Raw genomic sequence first — 21,576 nt, forward strand, 5'->3', positions numbered from 1 at the left:
ATAACCAAGTACCCAATGACTGTTCAGGGCGCTCGCGCCCTGGAAGAGGAGCATGCTCACCTGACCAAGGTCGTCCGTCCGAAGCTCAGCCAGGACATCGGTACGGCCCGCGAGTTGGGTGACTTGAAGGAAAACGCTGAATACCATGCTGCCCGCGAACAGCAAGGCATGGTCGAAGCGCGTATTCGTGACATCGAGGGCCGGATTCAGAATCAGGTCATCATCGATGTCACGACCATTCCTCATACCGGCAAAGTGATTTTCGGTACCACCGTCGAGATCGCCAACGTCGAGACTGATGAAAGCGTCACTTACCACATCGTGGGTGAGGATGAGGCTGACTTCAAACTCGGCAAGATCTCCGTCGGTTCGCCGCTGGCCCGCGCCTTGATTGGCAAGGAAGAGGGTGACGTGGTCGCCGTCAAAACGCCAAGCGGCGTGATCGAGTACGAGATTGTCGAAGTTCGTCACATCTGAAAGAAGGCGCCCGCTGCATGCGGGCGCCATGCTTTGGCAACTGACCCAGATGCTTTGGGTCGGTGGCCTATGGTTGATTCATATCGGTTTGCAGCCGGCGTTGGGCCGGATCGGCCTGGCGCCGCTGTTGATCGACGAAGTGGCCAGTGCATTCGAAGTGCTGGTAGTCGGATTCGCTGCTTTGTGCGTGATCTTTCAGGCTTTGGTGCTGGTACAGGCCGAGGGTCTTGGCAGTCTATGGCGGGATTTTCGCGGGCAGGTGCTGTTGATGGCGTTGTACGCGTGCGCGATGTATGTCGCTGTGCGTGTCGGCTGGCCGGATGCGCAGCGCTGGCAGGTATTCAGTTATCTGGTGCTGGGATTTTCCGGGTTGGTGCTGGTCATGCAGCCGGTGCCGGGATGGAGTGGCAGGGTGCGCGAAGCACACCCTTGACCCTGCGCATCACTTGAAGCGATGAACGTTCGACAGCTGCTTGTTGGCGCTGAAGTTCTTGCGGTAGACCAGAGCCATCTTGCCGATCACCTGAACCAGGTCCGCTTTGCCGACCTTGCACAGTTCGGCGATGTGCGCCAGGCGCGACTCGCGATCGAGGATATTGAGCTTGATCTTGATCAGCTCGTGATCGGCCAAGGCGCGTTCAAGTTCGGCTAAAACACCTTCAGTCAAACCGTTGTCCGCTACCGTCAACACTGGTTTGAGGTGGTGGCCGATGGATTTGTACTGTTTCTTCTGCTCTGGAGTGAGCGGCATAATCTGACCCTTTCGTCTGGATTCTGTAAAATGGCGGCCATTTTACCCGAGGGTTCGTGGATCCGCCCAACTAATCACGACCCTAATCATTGAGGTGCCCAATGGCGCGTTCCAAGACAAGCCTTGGTTGGCTGAAAAGACATGTCAACGATCCTTATGTGAAGCAGGCGCAGAAGGATGGCTACCGCTCGCGTGCAAGTTACAAACTTCTGGAGATCCAGGAAAAATACAAACTCATCCGTCCGGGCATGAGCGTGGTCGACCTCGGCGCCGCGCCGGGTGGCTGGTCCCAGGTGACCAGTCGGTTGATCGGCGGTCAGGGTCGTCTGATCGCTTCGGACATCCTGGAAATGGACAGCATTCCGGACGTGCATTTTATCCAGGGCGACTTCACGGAGGACTCGGTGCTCGCTGAAATCCTGGAGGCCGTGGGTAATTCGCAGGTGGACCTTGTGATTTCCGATATGGCCCCCAATATGAGTGGTACGCCCGAAGTGGACATGCCCAAGGCCATGTTCCTGTGTGAGCTGGCGCTGGACCTGGCGGAACGGATCCTCAAGCCGGGTGGCAATTTCGTCATCAAGATTTTTCAGGGCGAAGGGTTTGACGTTTATCTGAAGGATGCTCGGAAGAAATTCGACAAGATCCAGATGATCAAGCCAGACTCTTCCCGTGGCAGCTCCCGTGAGCAGTACATGCTGGCCTGGGGTTATCGCGGCGGTGATGCGTAAAACAAGGTTTTTCGGCGGGGCGATAGGTTTTTCATATTTCGCTCTGCAGGCATAAGCGAATATTGTGTAGAAAGTGTTTCACAAAGGGTTACAGACGGCGCCTGCCAGAGTTGTAGGTAATGTAGTAAGTTAGGCCGGTGAATATCATGCGAAGCGCGCGCCAGTAGCGGAGCTTGCTTCAGAGGGTAGTTAATTGAACGATATGGCAAAGAATCTGATCCTGTGGTTGATCATCGCGGCAGTCCTGGTGACGGTGATGAACAACTTCTCCAGCCCTAACGAGCCGCAGACCCTCAACTATTCCGACTTCATCCAGCAGGTCAAGGATGGCAAGGTCGAGCGCGTAGCCGTTGACGGCTATGTGATTACCGGCAAGCGCACCGATGGCGACAGCTTCAAGACCATTCGTCCGGCAATTCAGGACAATGGCCTGATCGGCGATCTGGTCGACAATCATGTTGTGGTTGAAGGCAAGCAGCCTGAACAGCAAAGCATCTGGACCCAGCTCCTGGTGGCCAGCTTCCCGATCCTGGTGATCATCGCGGTGTTCATGTTCTTCATGCGCCAGATGCAGGGCGGCGCCGGTGGCAAGGGCGGGCCGATGAGCTTCGGCAAGAGCAAGGCACGCCTGCTCTCCGAAGATCAGGTGAAAACCACTTTGGCTGACGTTGCCGGTTGCGACGAAGCCAAGGAAGAAGTCGGCGAGCTGGTCGAGTTCCTGCGTGATCCGGGCAAATTCCAGCGTCTGGGCGGTCGTATCCCGCGCGGCGTGCTGATGGTCGGCCCTCCGGGTACCGGTAAAACCTTGCTGGCCAAGGCGATTGCCGGCGAAGCGAAAGTGCCGTTCTTCACCATTTCCGGTTCCGACTTTGTGGAAATGTTCGTCGGTGTCGGCGCCAGCCGCGTCCGCGACATGTTCGAGCAGGCCAAGAAGCACGCCCCTTGCATCATCTTCATCGACGAAATCGATGCCGTGGGTCGCCATCGTGGCGCCGGCATGGGTGGCGGTCACGACGAGCGTGAGCAGACTCTCAACCAGTTGCTGGTGGAGATGGATGGCTTCGAAATGAATGACGGCATCATCGTGATTGCTGCGACCAACCGTCCGGACGTACTCGACCCTGCGCTGCTGCGTCCGGGCCGTTTCGACCGTCAGGTGGTCGTCGGCTTGCCGGATATTCGTGGTCGCGAGCAGATTCTGAAAGTGCACATGCGTAAAGTGCCAATGGGCGACGACGTTGCTCCGGCAGTGATCGCACGTGGTACTCCTGGCTTCTCCGGTGCTGACCTGGCCAACCTGGTCAACGAAGCGTCGTTGTTCGCTGCTCGTAGCGGCAAACGCATCGTCGAGATGAAAGAGTTCGAACTGGCGAAAGACAAGATCATGATGGGCGCCGAGCGCAAATCCATGGTCATGTCCGAGAAAGAAAAGCAGAACACTGCTTACCACGAAGCCGGCCACGCCATCGTTGGTCGCGTCGTGCCTGAGCATGATCCGGTCTACAAGGTGTCGATCATCCCGCGCGGTCGTGCGCTGGGTGTGACCATGTTCCTCCCGGAAGAAGATCGTTACAGCCTGTCCAAACGTGCGCTGATCAGCCAGATCTGCTCGTTGTACGGTGGCCGTATCGCAGAAGAAATGACCCTGGGCTTTGACGGTGTAACCACCGGTGCGTCCAACGACATCATGCGTGCAAGTCAGATTGCCCGGAACATGGTGACGAAATGGGGCCTGTCGGAAAAACTCGGTCCGCTGATGTATGCCGAAGAAGAGGGCGAAGTGTTCCTCGGTCGCGGCGGTGGCGGCCAGGCTGCCAGCTTCTCCGGTGAGACCGCCAAGCTGATCGATTCCGAAGTGCGCAGCATCATTGATCAGTGCTACGGCACCGCCAAGCAGATCCTCACGGATAACCGTGACAAACTGGATGCCATGGCTGATGCGCTGATGAAGTACGAAACCATCGATGCCGAGCAGATCGACGACATCATGGCTGGCCGCACACCTCGCGAACCTCGCGACTGGTCGGGTGGCACCGGTACGCCTCCGCCGCCTGTCGTGCAGGACGAGCGTCCGGAAAAACCGATTGGCGGTCCGGCTGCTGACGTTTAAGGCTTGAAATGACTTCTGTACAGTCCCTGACCCGGTTGCCTTGCGGCAACCGGGTTCTTGATTTGGCCCAGACGCATGTCATGGGCATTCTCAATGTCACTCCTGATTCTTTCTCCGATGGTGGTCGCTATAGCCAGCTCGATGCGGCGCTGCGCCATGCCGAAGCCATGGTGCTGGCTGGCGCGACGCTGATTGATGTCGGCGGCGAATCGACCCGGCCAGGCGCGCGAGCGGTTTCTCCTCTGGAGGAACTCGAGCGCGTCGCGCCGATTGTCGAGCTGATCAATCGCGAGTTGGATGTCATCATCTCGGTCGATACTTCCACCCCGGCAGTCATGCGCGAAACCGCCCGGCTCGGTGCCGGACTGATCAATGATGTGCGTTCGTTGCGTCGCGATGGCGCGCTGGATGCGGCGGCGGCGACCGGATTGCCGGTTTGTCTCATGCACATGCTCGGCGAGCCGGGCGATATGCAGGACAATCCGCAGTATCAGGATGTCACCCGCGAGGTCGGTGAGTTTCTCGTCGAACGCATGGATCAATGTGCCCAGGCGGGCATTCCCGCTGAGCGAATCATTCTTGATCCCGGCTTCGGCTTCGCCAAAACCCTGCAGCACAATCTAAGCTTGTTCAAACACATGGAGGCCCTGCATGCGCTGGGGCGGCCATTGCTGGTAGGTGTTTCGCGCAAGAGTATGATTGGCCACGCTTTGAACCGTCCCGTGGGCGAGCGTCTGCACGGCGGCCTGGCGCTTGCTGCGCTGGCTTCGGTCAAGGGTGCGCGGATCTTGCGGGTTCACGATGTGGCGGAAACTGTCGATGTAGTGCGAATGATCGCGGCCGTAGAGTCAGCCGAATAAGAATGATGGAGCACTTATGAGCAAGAAATATTTTGGTACCGACGGCATTCGCGGTCGCGTAGGTGAATACCCGATCACGCCTGACTTCATGCTCAAGCTCGGTTGGGCGGCTGGCATGGCTTTCCGCAAGATGGGTGCCTGCAAGGTGCTGGTCGGCAAGGACACGCGGATCTCTGGCTATATGTTCGAATCGGCACTCGAAGCGGGCCTGACCTCGGCGGGCGCCGATGTGATGCTGCTCGGCCCGATGCCGACGCCTGCCATCGCTTATCTGTCGCGTACGTTCCAGGCTGAAGCCGGTATCGTGATAAGTGCATCGCACAACCCGCATGATGACAACGGCATCAAGTTCTTCTCTGGTAAAGGCACCAAGCTGCCGGATGAGTTGGAGTTGATGATCGAAGAGTTGCTCGATACGCCAATGACCGTCGTCGAGTCGAGCAAGATCGGCAAAGTGTCGCGAATCAATGACGCATCGGGTCGCTACATCGAGTTCTGCAAAAGCAGCGTGCCTACCGGGACCAATTTCGCCGGCCTGAAGATCGTGATCGACTGCGCGCATGGTGCGACCTATAAGGTAGCGCCGAGCGTCTTCCGTGAATTGGGTGCCGAAGTCGTCGTGCTTTCCGCTCAGCCGAACGGGCTGAACATCAACGATAACTGCGGTTCCACGCATATGGGGCCGTTGCAGGCCGCCGTTCTGGCCGAGCATGCGGACCTGGGTATCGCCTTCGATGGTGATGGTGATCGGGTATTGATGGTCGATCACACCGGCACCATCGTCGATGGTGATGACCTGCTGTTTATCATTGCCCGCGATCTGCATGAGCGTGGCAAGTTGCAGGGTGGCGTCGTCGGTACTTTGATGAGCAATCTTGGTCTCGAACTGGCCCTGGCGGATCTGTCGATCCCGTTCGTTCGCGCCAATGTCGGTGACCGCTACGTGATTGCCGAGCTGCAAGAGCGCAACTGGCTCGTAGGCGGGGAAAACTCCGGGCATGTGGTCTGCTTCAATCACACCACTACGGGCGACGCGATCATTGCGGCCTTGCAGGTGTTGATGGCTCTGAAATCCCGCAATGAAGGTCTGGCACAAACGCGCCAGGCGTTGCGCAAGTGCCCTCAGGTGCTGATCAACGTTCGCTTTGGCGGCGGTGAAAGCCCACTGGAGCATCCTGCTGTCAAGGAAGCCAGTGCCCGTGTCACTCAGGCGATGGCGGGGCGCGGTCGCGTGCTTCTGCGCAAGTCCGGCACAGAGCCTCTGGTGCGCGTAATGGTCGAAGGCGAGGACGAAAACCAGGTTCGCGGCTATGCCGAAGAGCTGGCAAAACTGGTAACCGAAGTTTCTGCCTGATACGGCTTGCAAGCCATGATTGTGTTGGGTAACATCTGCGCCCACTTTGACCGACGAGGTACAGCATGCGTCGCCCTATGGTAGCTGGTAACTGGAAGATGCACGGTACCCGCGCCAGCGTCGCTGAGCTGATCAACGGCCTTCGTCATCTGGCCTTGCCAAGCGGTGTTGATGTCGCGGTGTTCCCGCCTTGCTTGTATATCAATCAAGTGATTGATGGCTTGAAAGGCAAGTCGATTTCGGTCGGCGCGCAGAATTCTGCGGTGGAAGCCATGCAAGGTGCGTTGACTGGTGAGATTGCTCCCAGCCAACTGGTGGATGCAGGTTGTTCCCTGGTGCTTGTCGGGCACTCCGAACGCCGTCAGATTATGGGCGAGCGAGACGGGATGCTGAATCGCAAGTTCGCAGCGGCACAGGCATGTGGCTTGATTCCGGTGTTGTGTGTAGGGGAAACCCTCGAGCAGCGCGAAGCCGGAAAAACTCTTGAGGTTGTCGGGCGTCAGCTGGGCAGCATCATCGAGGAGCTGGGTGTCGGTGCCTTTGCCAAGGCAGTGATTGCATACGAGCCGGTCTGGGCCATTGGTACCGGGCTGACTGCAACGCCGCAACAGGCTCAGGATGTGCATAAAGCCATTCGCGAGCAGTTGGCGGCAGAGAATTCTGAAGTCGCACGAGGTGTGCGGCTTCTATACGGCGGCAGCGTGAAGGCGGCCAATGCGGTCGAACTGTTCGGCATGCCGGATATCGATGGGGGGCTCATTGGTGGAGCTTCCCTGAATGCAGATGAGTTCGGTGCGATCTGTCGCGCCGCGGGAAACTGAAAAAATGCTGGAAACAGTCGTAGTCGTTTTTCATCTGCTGGGTGCATTGGGCGTAGTTGCTCTGGTTTTGCTGCAGCAGGGTAAGGGTGCGGACGCTGGCGCGTCTTTCGGAGCAGGTGCTTCAAATACTGTGTTCGGAAGCCAAGGTTCCTCTACCTTTCTTAGTAAGTTTACTGCTATACTTGCCGCCGGTTTCTTCATAACCAGCTTGGGGTTAGGTTACTTTGCTAAAGAGAAAGCTCATCAGCTGACTCAAGCAGGTCTTCCAGATCCAGCAGTGTTGGAAGTACCTAAGCAACAACCGGCTTCTGATGATGTCCCGGTGCTTCAAGAGCAAAAGTCGGCTACTCCAGCGACTGACGTGCCTCCAGCTCAAGAGCAGAAGTAAGAAGAGTTTCAAACGTAGTATTGCCGAGGTGGTGGAATTGGTAGACACGCAACCTTGAGGTGGTTGTGCCCATAGGGTGTAGGGGTTCGAGTCCCCTTCTCGGTACCAATTAGTCAGGAGAGCCCGCTGTTGCGGGCTTTCTTGCAGGTGGAAGGTTACATTGACCCTAAAAGGGATCGGTCGTATACTTCCGCCCCAGCTTTGTCGCGGGGTGGAGCAGTCTGGTAGCTCGTCGGGCTCATAACCCGAAGGTCGTCGGTTCAAATCCGGCCCCCGCAACCAGTTTAAGGAGCCCCTTTTAAGGGGCTTTTTGTTAGCTGGATACTTTCAACGCCGCTGTTCGACGGCGTTTCAAGGATGGGCGTTATGCCCATTTTTTTATTTTGCAAAGCATGCACATATCATGCACTAGGGGGTTCAGGTGTCGAGCAAGCTAGAAGAGTTGCAGGCCTTGCTGGCCCCGGTGGTCGTGGCCCTGGGCTATGAATGCTGGGGTATCGAGTTCTCGGCTCAGGGTCGTCACTCGATGTTGCGCGTTTATATCGATAAAGAGGGTGGCGTGCTGGTGGACGATTGCGCCATTGTCAGCCGTCAGATCAGCGGTGTTCTGGATGTTGAAGATCCTATCTCCGTTGAATACACCCTCGAAGTTTCCTCGCCTGGCATGGAGCGCCCGCTGTTCACTCTTGAGCAGTTTGCCCAATTTGCCGGTGAACAAGTGAAGATCAAGCTGCGCTCGCCTTTCGAAGGTCGACGCAATTTTCAGGGCCTTCTGCGCGGTGTAGAAGAGCAGGACGTCGTGGTGCAGGTAGAAGACCACGAGTTCCTGTTGCCGATCGATATGATCGACAAGGCCAACATTATTCCCAGTTTTGACTGAGACGCGGATCCCGCGGATCCAATGGCTTGCGAAAGGCGAGGCGTACGATGAGCAAAGAAGTACTGCTGGTTGTTGAGTCGGTATCCAATGAAAAGGGTGTACCGGCAAGCGTAATTTTTGAAGCGCTGGAGCTGGCTCTGGCCACTGCTACCAAAAAGCGTTTTGAAGACGAAGTGGACCTGCGTGTGGAAATCAACCGCCACACCGGTTCCTACGAAACCTTCCGTCGCTGGACGGTCGTCGAAGAGAATGATCTCGACGATCCGGCCATCGAGACCTGGCCAAGCAAGGTTGCCGAAACGCATCCTGGTGCCAAGGTTGGTGACGTCGTCGAAGAGAAAATCGAATCCATCGAATTCGGCCGCATCGCTGCACAGACTGCCAAGCAGGTCATCGTGCAGAAAGTTCGCGAAGCCGAGCGCGCTCAAGTGGTCGACGCCTATCGCGAGCGCCTGGGAGAAATCATCTCCGGCACCGTGAAAAAAGTCACCCGCGACAACGTGATCGTCGATCTGGGCAACAATGCTGAAGCGTTGCTGGCCCGTGAAGACATCATTTCTCGCGAAACCTTCCGTGTCGGCGTGCGTCTGCGTGCGCTGCTCAAGGAAATCCGCACCGAGAACCGCGGCCCGCAGCTGATCCTGTCGCGTACCGCACCGGAAATGCTGATCGAGCTGTTCCGTATCGAAGTGCCGGAAATCGCCGAAGGCCTCATCGAGGTCATGGCCGCCTCCCGTGATCCGGGTTCGCGTGCCAAGATCGCCGTCCGCTCCAAGGACAAGCGCATCGACCCACAAGGTGCCTGCATCGGTATGCGCGGTTCGCGCGTCCAGGCGGTATCGGGTGAGTTGGGCGGTGAGCGTGTTGATATCGTGCTGTGGGACGACAACCCGGCCCAGTTCGTGATCAACGCCATGTCCCCGGCCGAGGTTGCGGCAATTATCGTTGACGAAGATGCCCATGCCATGGACATCGCCGTTGGCGCAGACAATCTGGCTCAGGCCATCGGTCGCGGTGGTCAGAACGTGCGTCTGGCGAGCCAGTTGACTGGCTGGACCCTGAACGTGATGACCGAATCGGACATCCAGGCTAAGCAGCAAGCAGAAACCGGCGACATCCTGCGCAACTTCATCGACGAGCTGGAAGTCGACGAAGAACTGGCTCAGGTGCTGGTAGATGAAGGCTTCACCAGCCTGGAAGAGATTGCCTACGTACCGGTGGAGGAAATGCTCAACATCGACGGCTTTGACGAGGACATCGTCAACGAGCTTCGTGCTCGCGCCAAGGATCGCTTGTTGACCAAAGCCATCGCTACTGAGGAAAAGCTGGCAGACGCCCATCCGGCCGAAGACCTGCTCTCGCTTGAGGGTATGGACAAGGATTTGGCGATGGAACTGGCGGTGCGCGGCGTAATTACCCGCGAAGACCTGGCCGAGCAGTCTATTGACGACCTGCTCGACATCGACGGCATTGACGATGATCGTGCCGGCAAGTTGATCATGGCCGCCCGAGCCCACTGGTTCGAGTAATTAGGCGCGGCCTGAGGAGAGAAGTGCATGACGCAAGTCACGGTGAAACAACTGGCCGATGAGGTCAAAACACCGGTAGAGCGCCTGTTGCAGCAGATGCGTGAGGCAGGTCTGCCGCACACCGCCGCCGACGAAAATGTGACTGACAGTGAGAAGCAATCCCTGCTGACTCACTTGAAGAGCAGTCACAAGGCGAAAGTGGAAGAACCACGCAAGATCACGCTGCAGCGTAAAACCACCAGCACCCTGCGTGTGGCTGGTAGCAAGAGCATCAGCGTTGAAGTTCGCAAGAAGAAAGTTTTCGTACAGCGCAGCCCGGAAGAAATCGAAGCCGAGCGCAAGCGTGAACTGGATGAGCGTCGCGCAGTAGAAAATGCTGCCCGTCAGAAGGCTGAAGAAGAAGCCAAGCAACGCGCCGAAGAAGAAGCGCGTCGCCAGCCTGCTGCTGCGCAAACCGCTGCCAGCGACGCCGTTGCGGCACCGGCTGCTGCCGAACCTGTTCGCGAAAGCGCACCGGTGGCTGCTGCTCCTGCTCCATCGGCTGACGTTCGCAACAAGCAGAACGAACAGCGCCGTCCGGACAAGCCACGTGCCGACGATAACAATCGTCGCAGCGGTGGCGGTGATGGCGAGCGCAAAAACGCTCCGCATCGCGCATCGGTCAAAGAAAAAGCGCCGGCACCACGTGTGGCGCCACGCACTACTGACGAAGAAAGCGATGGCTTCCGTCGTGGTGGTCGCGGCAAGGCCAAGCTGAAGAAGCGCAACGCCCACGGTTTCCAGAGCCCGACCGGCCCTGTCGTGCGTGATGTGCAGATCGGCGAGACCATCACGGTTGGCGATCTGGCCAACCAGATGTCGGTCAAAGCGGCTGAAATCATCAAGTTCATGTTCAAACTGGGTACTCCAGCGACCATCAACCAGGTGCTTGATCAGGAAACTGCTCAACTGGTAGCCGAAGAACTGGGCCACAAAGTGACCCTGGTCAGCGACACCGCTCTGGAAGATTCCCTGGCCGAGTCCCTGAAGTTTGAAGGTGAGTCGTTCTCCCGTGCACCAGTCGTGACCGTAATGGGCCACGTTGACCACGGTAAGACTTCCCTGCTCGACTACATCCGTCGTGCCAAGGTAGCTGCTGGCGAAGCCGGCGGTATCACCCAGCACATCGGTGCATACCACGTTGAGACTGATCGCGGCATGGTCACTTTCCTCGACACCCCGGGTCACGCTGCGTTTACCGCAATGCGTGCCCGTGGTGCCAAGGCGACCGACATCGTGATCCTCGTGGTTGCAGCGGACGACGGTGTGATGCCGCAAACCATCGAAGCGGTTCAGCATGCTCAGGCAGCTGGCGTGCCGCTGGTGGTAGCAGTGAACAAGATCGACAAGCCGGGCGCCGATCTCGATCGCATCCGCAGCGAGCTGTCGGTTCACGGCGTGACTTCCGAAGACTGGGGTGGCGACACGCCATTCGTTCCGGTTTCGGCGAAGATGGGTACTGGCGTGGACGAGCTGCTTGAAGCCGTTCTGCTGCAGGCCGAAGTGCTCGAACTGAAAGCTACTCCGTCGGCTCCTGGCCGTGGTGTGGTGGTTGAATCGCGTCTCGACAAGGGTCGTGGCCCGGTGGCAACCGTGCTGGTTCAGGACGGTACGCTGCGTCAAGGCGACATGGTCCTGGTCGGTTCGAACTACGGCCGTGTACGTGCCATGCTCGACGAGAACGGCAAGCCAATCAAGGAAGCCGGTCCATCCATCCCTGTCGAGATCCTCGGCCTGGACGGTACCCCGGACGCTGGCGACGAGATGAGCGTAGTTGCCGACGAGAAGAAAGCCCGTGAAGTGGCTCTGTTCCGTCAAGGCAAGTTCCGCGAAGTCAAACTGGCTCGCGCTCACGCCGGCAAGCTGGAAAACATCTTCGAAAACATGGGTCAGGCCGAGAAGAAGACGCTCAACATCGTCCTCAAATCCGACGTCCGTGGTTCGCTGGAAGCGTTGAACGGTGCCTTGAATGGCCTGGGCAACGACGAAGTACAAGTGCGCGTCGTGGGTGGCGGTGTCGGTGGTATCACCGAATCCGACGCCAACCTGGCACTGGCTTCCAACGCTGTACTGTTCGGCTTCAACGTGCGTGCCGATGCCGGCGCTCGCAAGATCGTCGAGCAGGAAGGTCTGGATATGCGTTACTACAACGTGATCTACGACATCATCGAAGACGTCAAGAAAGCCCTGACCGGCATGCTCGGCAGCGATGTTCGCGAGAACATCCTGGGTGTGGCCGAAGTGCGTGACGTGTTCCGTTCGCCGAAGTTTGGCGCGATCGCCGGTTGCATGGTGATCGAAGGTGTCGTGCACCGTAACCGTCCGATCCGTGTACTGCGTGAAGACATCGTTATCTTCGAAGGCGAGCTGGAATCCCTGCGCCGCTTCAAGGATGACGCTTCCGAAGTACGTGCCGGCATGGAATGCGGTATCGGCGTGAAGAGCTACAACGACGTCAAAGTCGGCGACAAGATCGAAGTCTTCGAGAAGGTTCAGGTTGCTCGCAGCCTCTGACTCGCGCACTTCAAGGGCCACGATGGGCCGTAGCATGCAAATGCACGGCACAGCGTCCGGACTCTAAACGCAACGCCCGGTCTGGCTTTTGTCAGGCCGGGCGTTTGCCGCTTTCAGACCTTGCGGGTTTCACCGCTGGGCAGTAACAGGTAACAAATCATGGCAAAAGAATACAGCCGTACCCAACGTATTGGCGATCAGATGCAGCGCGAGCTGGCGCAACTGATCCGTCGCGAAGTCAAAGACCCGCGCGTCGGCCTGGTCACCATCACCGCTGTGGAAGTGTCCCGTGACGTCGGTCACGCGAAGATTTTCATCACCGTGATGGGTCAGGACAACGCTGAAGACATCGCGCAAAGCATCAAGGTGCTCAACGCCGCCGCAGGCTTCCTGCGCATGCAGTTGGCCCGCGAAATGAAGCTGCGCAGCGTGCCGCAATTGCACTTCCACTACGACGAATCCGTCGTGCGTGGCGCGCACCTGTCGGCATTGATCGAGCGCGCCGTGGCTGAAGACAATCAGCACGTTGCCGCTCCAGCACCTGAAGACACCAAGGAGTAATTCGGTGGCTCAGGTCAAACGTATCCGTCGTAACGTCAGCGGTATCATCCTGCTCGACAAGCCATTGGGGTTCACCTCCAACGCTGCCTTGCAGAAGGTGCGCTGGCTGCTCAATGCCGAGAAGGCCGGGCACACCGGCAGCCTCGATCCGTTGGCCACCGGCGTGTTGCCGCTGTGCTTCGGCGAGGCGACCAAGTTCTCGCAATACCTGCTCGATTCCGACAAGGGCTATGAGACTCTGGCGCAACTGGGCAAGACCACCACCACGGCCGATGCCGAAGGTGAGGTTTTGCAGGAGCGTCCGGTGACCGTTGGTCGCGCCGATGTCGAAGCGGTTCTGCCGAAATTTCGCGGGCAAATCAGTCAGATACCGCCGATGTACTCGGCACTCAAGCGTGATGGCCAGCCGCTGTACAAACTGGCACGTGCAGGCGAAGTAGTGGAGCGCGAACCGCGTTCTGTTACTATTGCGCGCTTGGAATTGCTGGCCTTCGAAGGCGATACTGCGCGGCTTGCGGTGGACTGCAGCAAGGGCACCTATATTCGGACCCTGGTGGAGGATATCGGTGAGCAACTCGGTTGTGGTGCGTACGTCGCAGAATTGCGTCGGACCCAGGCCGGGCCTTTCACCCTGGCGCAGACTGTTACTCTCGAAGAGCTGGAAGCGGTACATGCCGAAGGCGGCAACGAAGCGGTCGATCGCTTCCTGATGCCATCGGACAGCGGCCTGCAGGATTGGCCGTTGCTGCACTTTTCCGAAGCGAGCGCGTTCTACTGGCTCAACGGCCAGCCGGTACGTGCCCCGGATGCGCCGAAGTTCGGCATGGTGCGAGTACAGGATCACAATGGTCGCTTCATCGGTATCGGTGAAGTGAGCGAAGACGGGCGCATCGCGCCGCGTCGCTTGATTCGGTCAGAATGACCGGAACCGGTCTGCGTTAAGCGGGCCGGCGAGTGTGGCTGTTAACAGGCATGGTCACTACTCATTTATAGATACAGGGATTTGTCCCTGGCCTGTTGAAGCTGTTTCCCTGAAACAGTTTCCTGATAAGGAAGGATTGCCTCATGGCTCTCGACGTTCAAGAAAAAGCTCAAATCGTTGCTGACTACCAGCAAGCTGTTGGTGACACTGGTTCGCCAGAAGTGCAGGTTGCACTGCTGACCGCCAACATCAACAAACTGCAAGGTCACTTCAAGGCCAACGGTAAAGATCACCACTCCCGTCGTGGTCTGATCCGCATGGTTAACCAGCGTCGCAAGCTGCTGGACTACCTGAAAGGCAAGGACGTAAGCCGGTACGCCGCGCTGATCGCTCGCCTGGGTCTGCGTCGCTAATCAGCGATTGCGCTATGAGGTTGGTGGTCTGTCGGGCGTCAGCGGTTTTCCGCTGGCGCCTTGCAGGCTCCCAGCCTCAAGTTTTATCTGCAGCATGGCTTTACCTGTAGCACCCGGACAATTGCCATCGGGCCGATTCCCGAGATTGCCCAAGAATTCGCAAGAAACCGTTTCCCCCAAGAGCCACAAAGAAGGTAGGACACCGTGAACCCGGTAATCAAAAAATTCCAGTTCGGTCAATCGACCGTTACCCTCGAGACAGGCCGTATCGCCCGTCAGGCCTCCGGCGCAGTATTGGTCACCGTTGACGACGACGTCAGCGTGTTGGTGACTGTTGTCGGTGCAAAGCAAGCCGATCCGGGCAAGGGCTTCTTCCCTCTGTCCGTTCATTACCAGGAAAAGACTTACGCTGCCGGTAAGATCCCTGGCGGTTTCTTCAAGCGTGAAGGCCGTCCTTCCGAGAAAGAAACCCTGACTTCCCGACTGATCGACCGTCCGATCCGTCCGCTGTTCCCAGAAGGCTTCATGAACGAAGTGCAGGTTGTCTGCACCGTCGTTTCCACCAGCAAGAAGACCGATCCGGATATCGCTGCGATGATCGGTACCTCGGCTGCCCTGGCCATTTCCGGTATTCCGTTCGACGGCCCGATCGGCGCTGCTCGCGTGGCTTTCCACGAAAGCACCGGCTACCTGCTGAACCCGACTTACGAGCAGCAGGCCGCTTCGAGCCTGGACATGGTCGTTGCCGGTACTTCCGACGCCGTGCTGATGGTTGAATCGGAAGCCAAAGAGCTGACCGAAGACCAGATGCTGGGCGCGGTACTGTTCGCTCACGACGAATTCCAGGTTGTGATCAACGCTGTTAAAGAACTGGCTGCCGAAGCTGCCAAGCCAACCTGGAACTGGGCTCCTGCGCCAGAAGCCACCGAACTGCTGGGCGCTATCCGCGCCGAGTTCGGCGAAGCGATCTCCCAGGCTTACACCATCACCATCAAGGCCGACCGTTACGCTCGCCTGGGTGAGCTGAAGGACCAGGTGGTTGCCAAGCTGTCCGGTGAAGAAGGCCAGCCTAGCGCTGCTGAAGTCAAAGCAGCTTTCGGCGAAATCGAATACCGCACCGTTCGCGAAAACATCGTTAACGGCAAGCCACGTATCGACGGCCGCGACACCAAGACTGTACGTCCGCTGAACATCGAAGTCGGCGTTCTGCCAAAGACTCACGGTTCGGCACTGTTCACCCGTGGCGAAACCCAGGCGCTGGTTGTGGCAACACTGGGCACCGCCCGTGACGCACAACTGCTCGACACCCTGGAAGGCGAGAAAAAAGACCCGTTCATGCTGCACTACAACTTCCCGCCGTTCTCGGTAGGCGAGTGTGGTCGCATGGGTGGCGCCGGTCGTCGCGAAATCGGTCACGGCCGTCTGGCCCGTCGTTCGGTTTCGGCCATGCTGCCAGCCGCTGACGTGTTCCCGTACACCATCCGCGTGGTCTCGGAAATCACCGAATCCAACGGTTCGAGCTCGATGGCTTCCGTGTGCGGTGCTTCCCTGGCACTGATGGACGCTGGTGTACCGATGAAGGCACCGGTAGCCGGTATCGCCATGGGTCTGGTTAAAGAAGGCGAGAAGTTCGCCGTCCTGACCGACATCCTCGGCGACGAAGATCACCTGGGCGACATGGACTTCAAGGTAGCCGGTACCGCCAAAGGCGTTACTGCGCTGCAGATGGACATCAAGATCAAGGGCATCACCGAAGAGATCATGGAAATCGCTCTGGGCCAGGCCCTTGAAGCGCGCCTGAACATCCTCGGCCAGATGAACCAGATCATTGGCCAGTCGCGTACCGAGCTGTCGGCCAACGCGCCGACCATGATCGCGATGAAGATCGACACCGACAAAATCCGTGACGTTATCGGTAAAGGTGGCGCGACCATCCGTGCGATCTGCGAAGAAACCAAGGCTTCGATCGACATCGAAGACGACGGCTCGATCAAGATCTTCGGCGAAACCAAGGATGCTGCAGAAGCTGCTCGTCAGCGCGTTCTGAGCATCACTGCAGAAGCCGAGATCGGCAAGATCTACGTCGGCAAGGTTGAGCGCATCGTCGACTTCGGCGCATTCGTAAACATCCTGCCGGGCAAGGACGGTCTGGTGCACATCTCGATGCTGAGCGACGCTCGCGTAGAGAAAGTCACCGACATTCTGAAAGAAGGTCAGGAAGTGGAAGTGCTGGTACTGGACGTGGACAACCGCGGCCGTATCAAGCTGTCCATCAAAGACGTGGCAGCTGCCAAGGCTTCTGGCGTTTAATCACCCCAACGCTTTAGCGCAATGAAGATGCCCCCGCCGTGCAAACGGCGGGGGCATTTTTTTATCTGAAATAAAGAAATTGTAGTTCTCAAAAGAAAACCATCAGACAACCCACAAATTTGCCGCAGCTTGAGACCGGTGCTAGGTTTAGCCCACCGCCCGTGTAGCTCAGCCGGTAGAGCAGCGCACTCGTAACGCGAAGGTCGCAGGTTCGATTCCTGTCTCGGGCAAAAATTTTCGCCTTCTGTTTTATGCGTGGTGTTGGAGGTATTCGTTCAGTGCTTGACGTGTCAGATCATTCAACGACACATTTTGACGGGTTGCCGCCAGAGCCGCTGCTAAATGCAGATCGTGACCGATGCGAACATTGAACGATCCTTTGCATGGGATTTCAGGCTTCTGCCCGAGCTGCTCACAGGTTTGTAAATAGTCATCTACCGCCTCGCGAAAGGCTGCTTCCAGTTCAGCCACCGTTTGTCCTTCATAATTAACCAGCGCCCTGATGAAAAGGAGTTTTCCGAACAGGCACTTATCTTCCGTGCTCGCCTCGATAGAGCCAACATAGCCTTTGTAGTGCAGCTGGGAACTCATTGAATCAGGCCTCCTTTTTTCAGTTGCTCGATAATCTGGCGTCTTGCGTATGTTTTGATTTCATTTCCGGGATGGGGCTTGTGCAGGTTGATCAATGCGTTCGGATCCCCATTGTCGAATTTGATCCTGCTACCGGATCCTTCCAGTTGGGAGTAACCAAGACGACCTAACAGAGTGACAAGCTCGGACCAAGTGAATGCGCTGTGCCCGTTGATTAGCTTGGCGAGAAGTTTTTCAGTCTTTGACATGCTGGCCTATGATTGCAACTGAATATAGTTGCCTGTTTTTGGGCGGTCAATGTGAAGGTTTCGTTCGTCGCAACCTCAAAAGCGATGGGGGAGGATTTATACGCAGTGGATTTCGCGCATGGAAACAGGAAACTGTAACCAAGCGAGTACCACTCTTCATTTCATTCCCCCGGTTGCACTGGCTTGCGTCTCTGTTAGGATTCCTTTGTCCCAGACAAGCAAGCACCGTTGTTTTCAGATGATCCACGAATGGTCCTGAAGGCCAGGAAAAACCGAGCTTCCAATGGCTTCCTGCGTCAGAGAGATCCTTGATGATCCAGATCCATCCTCCATTCCTAAGATCAGCGAGAACCCCATGACTGAATTGACCCAAGAGCAACGCCACGAACAAGCGCTGGAAAAATACCTTCTGGATGTGCCGGACCTGAAGGAAGAGATCAAGGACCTGAGTCCCGATGATCAGAAAGACCAGATCCAGTGGGCCTTCGAAGACGAAGCCGAAGCGCAGGGCTTGCAGCCGTGGGAGCTGACTCTCAAGTACACGAGCACGCCGGAGGAGTTCGAGGCGCAGCGCCTCGTGCTGCACAAGGAAGCGGCGGAAGTCTTGGGTGTCGAGTGGGACGAGTACTGCGAGATGAATAATCTCGTCGTATAAGAGCAGCTGCGAGCTTCTAGCTACAAGCTACAAGCCGCAAGTCAAAGCACAGTCGCTTGGCTTGTAGCTTGTAGCTTGCCGCTGCGTTTAGAGGCTCAGTCGCATCGACAGATCCACCGCTTTGACATCCTTGGTCATCGCACCGATCGAAATGTAATCCACGCCCGTTTCGGCGATCGGCAGCAGCGTGCTTTCGTTGATGCCGCCGCTGGCTTCCAGTTTCGCTTTGCCGGCGGTCAGGCGAACCGCTTCGCGCATGTCGTCCAGGCTCAGTTCGTCGAGCATGATGATGTCGGCGCCGGCTTCCAGCGCCTGCTTCAGCTCTTCAAGACTTTCCACTTCGATCTCCACCGGTTTGCCCGGGGCGATCTTGTGTGCGGCGGCCACGGCTTCGGCGATGCCACCACTGGCGGCGATGTGGTTTTCCTTGATCAGGAAGGCGTCGTAGAGACCGATGCGATGGTTGTGGCAGCCGCCGCAGGTTACGGCGTATTTCTGTGCCAGACGCAGGCCGGGCAGGGTTTTGCGGGTGTCGAGCAACTTGACCTGCGTCTCGCCGACGAAGTCTGCCAGGTACTGCGCGCGCGTCGCCACGCCGGACAGCAACTGCAGGAAGTTCAATGCGCTGCGTTCACCGGTCAGCAATGAGCGCGCCGGGCCTTCCAGATGAAACAGCGGCTGATTGGCTTTGACCCGCTGGCCGTCGACCACTTGCCAATGCACCGCCACGCGCGGATCGAGCTGGCGAAACACCGCATCGACCCACGCGGTGCCGCAGATGACGGCGTCGTCACGGGTGATGATGGTGGCTTTGGCCAGGCGTTCGGCCGGGATCAGTTGCGCGGTGATGTCGCCGCTGCCGACGTCTTCGAGCAACGCACGGCGCACGTTGTTTTCGATTTCGGCGGTCAGATCGGCGAGACGTAGATTCGGCATAACGGACTCCACAAACAAAGTGGTTCGATTATAGGGGCAGGGCGTGAGCCAACCCAAGGCGAGAACGTGCGTGCCTGGCGCATCTGGTCGATTTTCCTGCGCTGACTGCGAGGTGTATGGCGTATAGGGGAAACCCTGAGGCCTATAGCATCGTCGGCCTCTTTTGCCAGATAATCCGCCTTGTATTTGACGTCATGGCTTTGACGAACGACTCCGCTGGGGCAGTGTCGAAAGCGACGAACCGAATCACCGTTCCAGGAGGCTTGGATGCGCAACGACGGGAAAGTGGTGCCTTTGCACCGGGCGACTGCCGATCTGGCGGACCACTCGCCGCTTGCCCGGTTGCCGGTGATTCTGCTGCAGGTCCGCGACAAGGCTGCGCAGCAGCTGCGCCACGATTTGCAGGAGCTGTTCGATAACGCCGACGACACGCTGTTCGAAATGGCCGACCGGGCGCGCAACGACGTCGATCAGAACATCTTTTTCGAAGCCATGCGCGACCTGCGCCTCAAGCGCAAGAATATCGAGCGCGGCTTTCTTGAACTGTTCTTTGAAGCCTTCGCCGGCCTTACCCAATACGATCCCGCCGCCAACACCCTGCCACGCACGCCGGTGGTCGAAGAGTCGGCGCCGCGCACCGATGCCATGGAGCGTACCGTGGCCGTGCAGACCATGGTCAGTCGCGTGCTCAAGCGCGACGGCTTCGCTCTCGATCAACTGACCGCACGCTTCAGCTCGATGCTCGGCAAGCGTCTGGACGATCAGCACAACCCGCTGAGTCCGGCGATGCTCTGCGAATATTTCCTGCAGGCCGGGCGTAACCTCGGCGTCGAGATCAAGGTCAAGCTGATCCTGCTCAAACTGTTCGAACGCTATGTGCTGGCTGACACCGAGCAGCTGTATGGCGAGGCCAATCAGCTGTTGCTCGCCACCGGCGTATTGCCACATCTGAAACCCGCCGTGGCTCGTCGCATGGTCGAGCCTGCGGACAGCGACACATTGATTGAAGATCTCGACGAGCCGCCAGCGGACGAAGGCATCGAGGAAGTGTTCGCCGCGATGCAGCAATTGCTCGCCCAGGTCCGCGGCCGCGTCACACCGACCCTGGAGCCCGGCGCCCCGGCGCATCCGATCAACACCCGCGACCTGCTGCGGTTGTTGTCGCACTTGCAGCAATACGTACCGGCGCTTGAGGCTCAGGAGGATTTCGATCTGCGCCATCAGCTCGAACAACTGCTGACCCGGGTCAGCGTCAGAAGTGGCCGCTCCCGCGTCGTCGCGACTGCTGACGAAGATGTGATCAACCTGATCGCCATGGTCTTCGACTGCATCCTCGACGATCGCAACGTGCCTGACGCGCTCAAGGCGCTGATCGGCCGATTGCAGATTCCGATGCTCAAGGTCGCCGTGCTGGACAAGAGTTTCTTCAGCCGCAGCACGCACCCGGCGCGGCGCCTGCTCAACGAAATCGCCGAGGCCGCAATGGGCTGGAGCGATTGCGACGGCGCTGAGCGCGACAGCCTCTACGTGCGCATCGAGCAAGTGGTGCAGCGTTTGCTGAGCGAGTTTGTCGACGACCCGGCGATCTTCTCCGAACTGCTCGCCGACTTCCTCGCCTTCACTCAGGAAGAACGCCGTCGCACTGAACTGCTGGAACAACGCTTGCGGGACGCCGAGGAAGGCCGGGCGAAGGCCGAGCTGGCTCAGCGGCGTGTCGCGCAGGCGTTGCAACAGGCGCTACTGGGCAAAGTGCTGCCGGCGACGGTGGTGAGTTTCGTCCAGCAGGCCTGGAGCAAAGTGCTGTTGCTGACCTGCCTCAAGCACGGCGATCAGTCCGCCGAATGGCACGCCGACGTGCAGACCATGGAACAGTTGGTCTGGAGCGTGCAGCGCCATGACGACGGCGAATCCAGCCTGCGCCTGCTGGCACTGGTCCCGGGTTTGCTCAAGTCACTGCGCGATGGCCTGAGCAGCACCGCGTTCGACCCGTTTGCCACCAGCGAATTTTTCAGTGAGCTGGAGGCTCTGCACGTACGCGTGCTGGAGCGTTCCGACGATGCCGATCACAGCGCCATGCCGCTGATCGAAGTCACGCCCGAGGTCTTGCAGCATAGCGCCGACCAGGCAGCAGCCACCCCGGCGCCGCGCCTGGCGCAAGACGCTGCCGGTCTGTCTCAGGTCGAGCAGTTGCGTGTGGGCCACTGGGTGGTGTTCGACGCAGACGACGAACAGAGCTTGCGTTGCAAACTCGCCGCGATCATCGAAGAGACCGGCAAATATGTCTTCGTCGACCGCACCGGGACGAAGGTGCTGGAGCACAGCCGCACCGACCTCGCCTTGGCTTTCAGCCGTGGCGCCGCGCGTGCGCTGGATGACACCTTGCTGTTCGACCGCGCACTGGAATCGGTGCTGGGCGACCTGCGGCGACTCAATCGCGGCAAGTGATCGCGCGGCGGGGGCGGATCGCGGCATACTGGGCGCCCACA

Annotated in this window: 21 protein-coding genes and 3 tRNA genes; 20 read left to right on the forward strand and 4 right to left on the reverse strand. The window is 58.3% G+C overall.

The window, feature by feature from the left end; genetic code table 11:
• Both greA and D8U60_RS02485 read left to right on the forward strand, forming a co-directional pair.
• Nucleotides 1-477 carry a transcription elongation factor GreA gene (greA, locus tag D8U60_RS02480; protein WP_038861135.1) on the forward strand — a complete coding sequence of 159 codons (477 nt, stop codon included), beginning with the start codon at nucleotides 1-3 and terminating at the stop codon, nucleotides 475-477.
• A 28-nt stretch (nucleotides 478-505) separates the two neighbouring features.
• The gene (locus D8U60_RS02485; protein ID WP_110603494.1) at nucleotides 506-910 is read left to right on the forward strand and encodes an MFS transporter; all 405 of its coding nucleotides are present in this window, start codon (nucleotides 506-508) and stop codon (nucleotides 908-910) included.
• 9 nt (nucleotides 911-919) lie between these two features.
• Here the strand turns inward: D8U60_RS02485 and D8U60_RS02490 are convergent, their stop codons facing one another.
• Nucleotides 920-1,228 carry a YhbY family RNA-binding protein gene (locus D8U60_RS02490; RefSeq protein ID WP_016771761.1) on the reverse strand — a complete coding sequence of 103 codons (309 nt, stop codon included), beginning with the start codon at nucleotides 1,226-1,228 and terminating at the stop codon, nucleotides 920-922.
• A gap of 101 nt (nucleotides 1,229-1,329) precedes the next feature.
• On the opposite strand from D8U60_RS02490, the gene rlmE reads away from it, so the two are divergent.
• The 16 genes from rlmE to D8U60_RS02575 all read left to right on the forward strand — a co-directional run bounded on the left by rlmE (nucleotide 1,330) and on the right by D8U60_RS02575 (nucleotide 16,890).
• Entirely contained in the window at nucleotides 1,330-1,959 is a 630-nt protein-coding gene (gene rlmE, locus D8U60_RS02495) for a 23S rRNA (uridine(2552)-2'-O)-methyltransferase RlmE (RefSeq protein WP_016771760.1), read from the forward strand.
• Between the two features lie 202 nt (nucleotides 1,960-2,161).
• Nucleotides 2,162-4,069 carry an ATP-dependent zinc metalloprotease FtsH gene (ftsH, locus tag D8U60_RS02500; RefSeq protein ID WP_016771759.1) on the forward strand — a complete coding sequence of 636 codons (1,908 nt, stop codon included), beginning with the start codon at nucleotides 2,162-2,164 and terminating at the stop codon, nucleotides 4,067-4,069.
• An 8-nt stretch (nucleotides 4,070-4,077) separates the two neighbouring features.
• Entirely contained in the window at nucleotides 4,078-4,929 is an 852-nt protein-coding gene (gene folP / locus D8U60_RS02505) for a dihydropteroate synthase (protein ID WP_110603492.1), read from the forward strand.
• Nucleotides 4,930-4,945: 16 nt separating this feature from the next.
• Nucleotides 4,946-6,283, forward strand: a complete 1,338-nt coding sequence (gene glmM / locus D8U60_RS02510) for a phosphoglucosamine mutase (protein ID WP_073473855.1) — start codon at nucleotides 4,946-4,948, stop codon at nucleotides 6,281-6,283.
• Nucleotides 6,284-6,348: 65 nt separating this feature from the next.
• Nucleotides 6,349-7,104: a triose-phosphate isomerase gene (gene tpiA / locus D8U60_RS02515; RefSeq protein WP_007915248.1), complete on the forward strand. Its 756-nt coding sequence runs from the start codon at nucleotides 6,349-6,351 to the stop codon at nucleotides 7,102-7,104.
• Nucleotides 7,105-7,108: 4 nt separating this feature from the next.
• Nucleotides 7,109-7,492 (forward strand): preprotein translocase subunit SecG, encoded by a 384-nt coding sequence (secG, locus tag D8U60_RS02520; protein ID WP_016771756.1) that lies wholly within the window; start codon nucleotides 7,109-7,111, stop codon nucleotides 7,490-7,492.
• Between the two features lie 22 nt (nucleotides 7,493-7,514).
• A tRNA-Leu gene (locus D8U60_RS02525) sits at nucleotides 7,515-7,600 on the forward strand.
• A gap of 97 nt (nucleotides 7,601-7,697) precedes the next feature.
• Nucleotides 7,698-7,774: transfer RNA gene (locus D8U60_RS02530), tRNA-Met, on the forward strand.
• A gap of 139 nt (nucleotides 7,775-7,913) precedes the next feature.
• The gene (gene rimP / locus D8U60_RS02535) at nucleotides 7,914-8,372 is read left to right on the forward strand and encodes a ribosome maturation factor RimP (protein ID WP_125927170.1); all 459 of its coding nucleotides are present in this window, start codon (nucleotides 7,914-7,916) and stop codon (nucleotides 8,370-8,372) included.
• Nucleotides 8,373-8,419: 47 nt separating this feature from the next.
• Nucleotides 8,420-9,901 carry a transcription termination factor NusA gene (gene nusA, locus D8U60_RS02540; RefSeq protein WP_024011569.1) on the forward strand — a complete coding sequence of 494 codons (1,482 nt, stop codon included), beginning with the start codon at nucleotides 8,420-8,422 and terminating at the stop codon, nucleotides 9,899-9,901.
• Between the two features lie 27 nt (nucleotides 9,902-9,928).
• Nucleotides 9,929-12,454, forward strand: coding sequence for a translation initiation factor IF-2 (infB, locus tag D8U60_RS02545; RefSeq protein ID WP_041477933.1), 2,526 nt, complete (start codon nucleotides 9,929-9,931; stop codon nucleotides 12,452-12,454).
• Between the two features lie 159 nt (nucleotides 12,455-12,613).
• Nucleotides 12,614-13,015 (forward strand): 30S ribosome-binding factor RbfA, encoded by a 402-nt coding sequence (gene rbfA, locus D8U60_RS02550; RefSeq protein ID WP_016771753.1) that lies wholly within the window; start codon nucleotides 12,614-12,616, stop codon nucleotides 13,013-13,015.
• Nucleotides 13,016-13,019: 4 nt separating this feature from the next.
• The gene (truB, locus tag D8U60_RS02555; protein WP_024011571.1) at nucleotides 13,020-13,937 is read left to right on the forward strand and encodes a tRNA pseudouridine(55) synthase TruB; all 918 of its coding nucleotides are present in this window, start codon (nucleotides 13,020-13,022) and stop codon (nucleotides 13,935-13,937) included.
• A 143-nt stretch (nucleotides 13,938-14,080) separates the two neighbouring features.
• Nucleotides 14,081-14,350, forward strand: a complete 270-nt coding sequence (rpsO, locus tag D8U60_RS02560; RefSeq protein WP_016771751.1) for a 30S ribosomal protein S15 — start codon at nucleotides 14,081-14,083, stop codon at nucleotides 14,348-14,350.
• A gap of 204 nt (nucleotides 14,351-14,554) precedes the next feature.
• Entirely contained in the window at nucleotides 14,555-16,660 is a 2,106-nt protein-coding gene (pnp, locus tag D8U60_RS02570; RefSeq protein ID WP_024011572.1) for a polyribonucleotide nucleotidyltransferase, read from the forward strand.
• A 157-nt stretch (nucleotides 16,661-16,817) separates the two neighbouring features.
• Nucleotides 16,818-16,890: transfer RNA gene (locus D8U60_RS02575), tRNA-Thr, on the forward strand.
• 19 nt (nucleotides 16,891-16,909) lie between these two features.
• Here D8U60_RS02575 and D8U60_RS02580 read toward each other — a convergent pair.
• Both D8U60_RS02580 and D8U60_RS02585 read right to left on the reverse strand, forming a co-directional pair.
• Nucleotides 16,910-17,251, reverse strand: a complete 342-nt coding sequence (locus tag D8U60_RS02580; protein ID WP_016771749.1) for a type II toxin-antitoxin system HicB family antitoxin — start codon at nucleotides 17,249-17,251, stop codon at nucleotides 16,910-16,912.
• Nucleotides 17,248-17,499 carry a type II toxin-antitoxin system HicA family toxin gene (locus D8U60_RS02585; protein ID WP_073473851.1) on the reverse strand — a complete coding sequence of 84 codons (252 nt, stop codon included), beginning with the start codon at nucleotides 17,497-17,499 and terminating at the stop codon, nucleotides 17,248-17,250. The genes D8U60_RS02580 and D8U60_RS02585 overlap by 4 nt, the downstream gene beginning before the upstream one ends.
• Nucleotides 17,500-17,854: 355 nt before the next feature.
• On the opposite strand from D8U60_RS02585, the gene D8U60_RS02590 reads away from it, so the two are divergent.
• Complete coding sequence (locus tag D8U60_RS02590) at nucleotides 17,855-18,154, forward strand: DUF6388 family protein (protein WP_042608866.1); 300 nt, start codon at nucleotides 17,855-17,857, stop codon at nucleotides 18,152-18,154.
• An 87-nt stretch (nucleotides 18,155-18,241) separates the two neighbouring features.
• Here the strand turns inward: D8U60_RS02590 and nadC are convergent, their stop codons facing one another.
• The gene (gene nadC / locus D8U60_RS02595) at nucleotides 18,242-19,090 is read right to left on the reverse strand and encodes a carboxylating nicotinate-nucleotide diphosphorylase (protein WP_016771747.1); all 849 of its coding nucleotides are present in this window, start codon (nucleotides 19,088-19,090) and stop codon (nucleotides 18,242-18,244) included.
• Nucleotides 19,091-19,357: 267 nt separating this feature from the next.
• Between nadC and D8U60_RS02600 the strand changes: the two genes are divergently transcribed.
• Nucleotides 19,358-21,535 carry a DUF1631 domain-containing protein gene (locus D8U60_RS02600; RefSeq protein WP_123443370.1) on the forward strand — a complete coding sequence of 726 codons (2,178 nt, stop codon included), beginning with the start codon at nucleotides 19,358-19,360 and terminating at the stop codon, nucleotides 21,533-21,535.
• The last annotated feature ends 41 nt before the right edge of the window (nucleotides 21,536-21,576 follow it).

This window comes from Pseudomonas sp. Sample_11, from assembly GCF_004307505.1.
Classification (GTDB): Bacteria; Pseudomonadota; Gammaproteobacteria; order Pseudomonadales; family Pseudomonadaceae; genus Aquipseudomonas; species Aquipseudomonas atacamensis.

Bases quoted from the DNA above. Each gene is read 5' to 3' on its own strand.
- D8U60_RS02485 (WP_110603494.1), top strand. From the start codon at position 506: ATGCTTTGGCAACTGACCCAGATGCTTTGGGTCGGTGGCCTATGGTTG.
- D8U60_RS02490 (WP_016771761.1), bottom strand. From the start codon at position 1,228: ATGCCGCTCACTCCAGAGCAGAAGAAACAGTACAAATCCATCGGCCAC.
- rlmE (WP_016771760.1), top strand. From the start codon at position 1,330: ATGGCGCGTTCCAAGACAAGCCTTGGTTGGCTGAAAAGACATGTCAAC.
- ftsH (WP_016771759.1), top strand. From the start codon at position 2,162: ATGGCAAAGAATCTGATCCTGTGGTTGATCATCGCGGCAGTCCTGGTG.
- folP (WP_110603492.1), top strand. From the start codon at position 4,078: ATGACTTCTGTACAGTCCCTGACCCGGTTGCCTTGCGGCAACCGGGTT.
- glmM (WP_073473855.1), top strand. From the start codon at position 4,946: ATGAGCAAGAAATATTTTGGTACCGACGGCATTCGCGGTCGCGTAGGT.
- tpiA (WP_007915248.1), top strand. From the start codon at position 6,349: ATGCGTCGCCCTATGGTAGCTGGTAACTGGAAGATGCACGGTACCCGC.
- secG (WP_016771756.1), top strand. From the start codon at position 7,109: ATGCTGGAAACAGTCGTAGTCGTTTTTCATCTGCTGGGTGCATTGGGC.
- nusA (WP_024011569.1), top strand. From the start codon at position 8,420: ATGAGCAAAGAAGTACTGCTGGTTGTTGAGTCGGTATCCAATGAAAAG.
- infB (WP_041477933.1), top strand. From the start codon at position 9,929: ATGACGCAAGTCACGGTGAAACAACTGGCCGATGAGGTCAAAACACCG.
- rbfA (WP_016771753.1), top strand. From the start codon at position 12,614: ATGGCAAAAGAATACAGCCGTACCCAACGTATTGGCGATCAGATGCAG.
- rpsO (WP_016771751.1), top strand. From the start codon at position 14,081: ATGGCTCTCGACGTTCAAGAAAAAGCTCAAATCGTTGCTGACTACCAG.
- D8U60_RS02580 (WP_016771749.1), bottom strand. From the start codon at position 17,251: ATGAGTTCCCAGCTGCACTACAAAGGCTATGTTGGCTCTATCGAGGCG.
- D8U60_RS02585 (WP_073473851.1), bottom strand. From the start codon at position 17,499: ATGTCAAAGACTGAAAAACTTCTCGCCAAGCTAATCAACGGGCACAGC.
- D8U60_RS02590 (WP_042608866.1), top strand. From the start codon at position 17,855: ATGACTGAATTGACCCAAGAGCAACGCCACGAACAAGCGCTGGAAAAA.
- nadC (WP_016771747.1), bottom strand. From the start codon at position 19,090: ATGCCGAATCTACGTCTCGCCGATCTGACCGCCGAAATCGAAAACAAC.
- D8U60_RS02600 (WP_123443370.1), top strand. From the start codon at position 19,358: ATGCGCAACGACGGGAAAGTGGTGCCTTTGCACCGGGCGACTGCCGAT.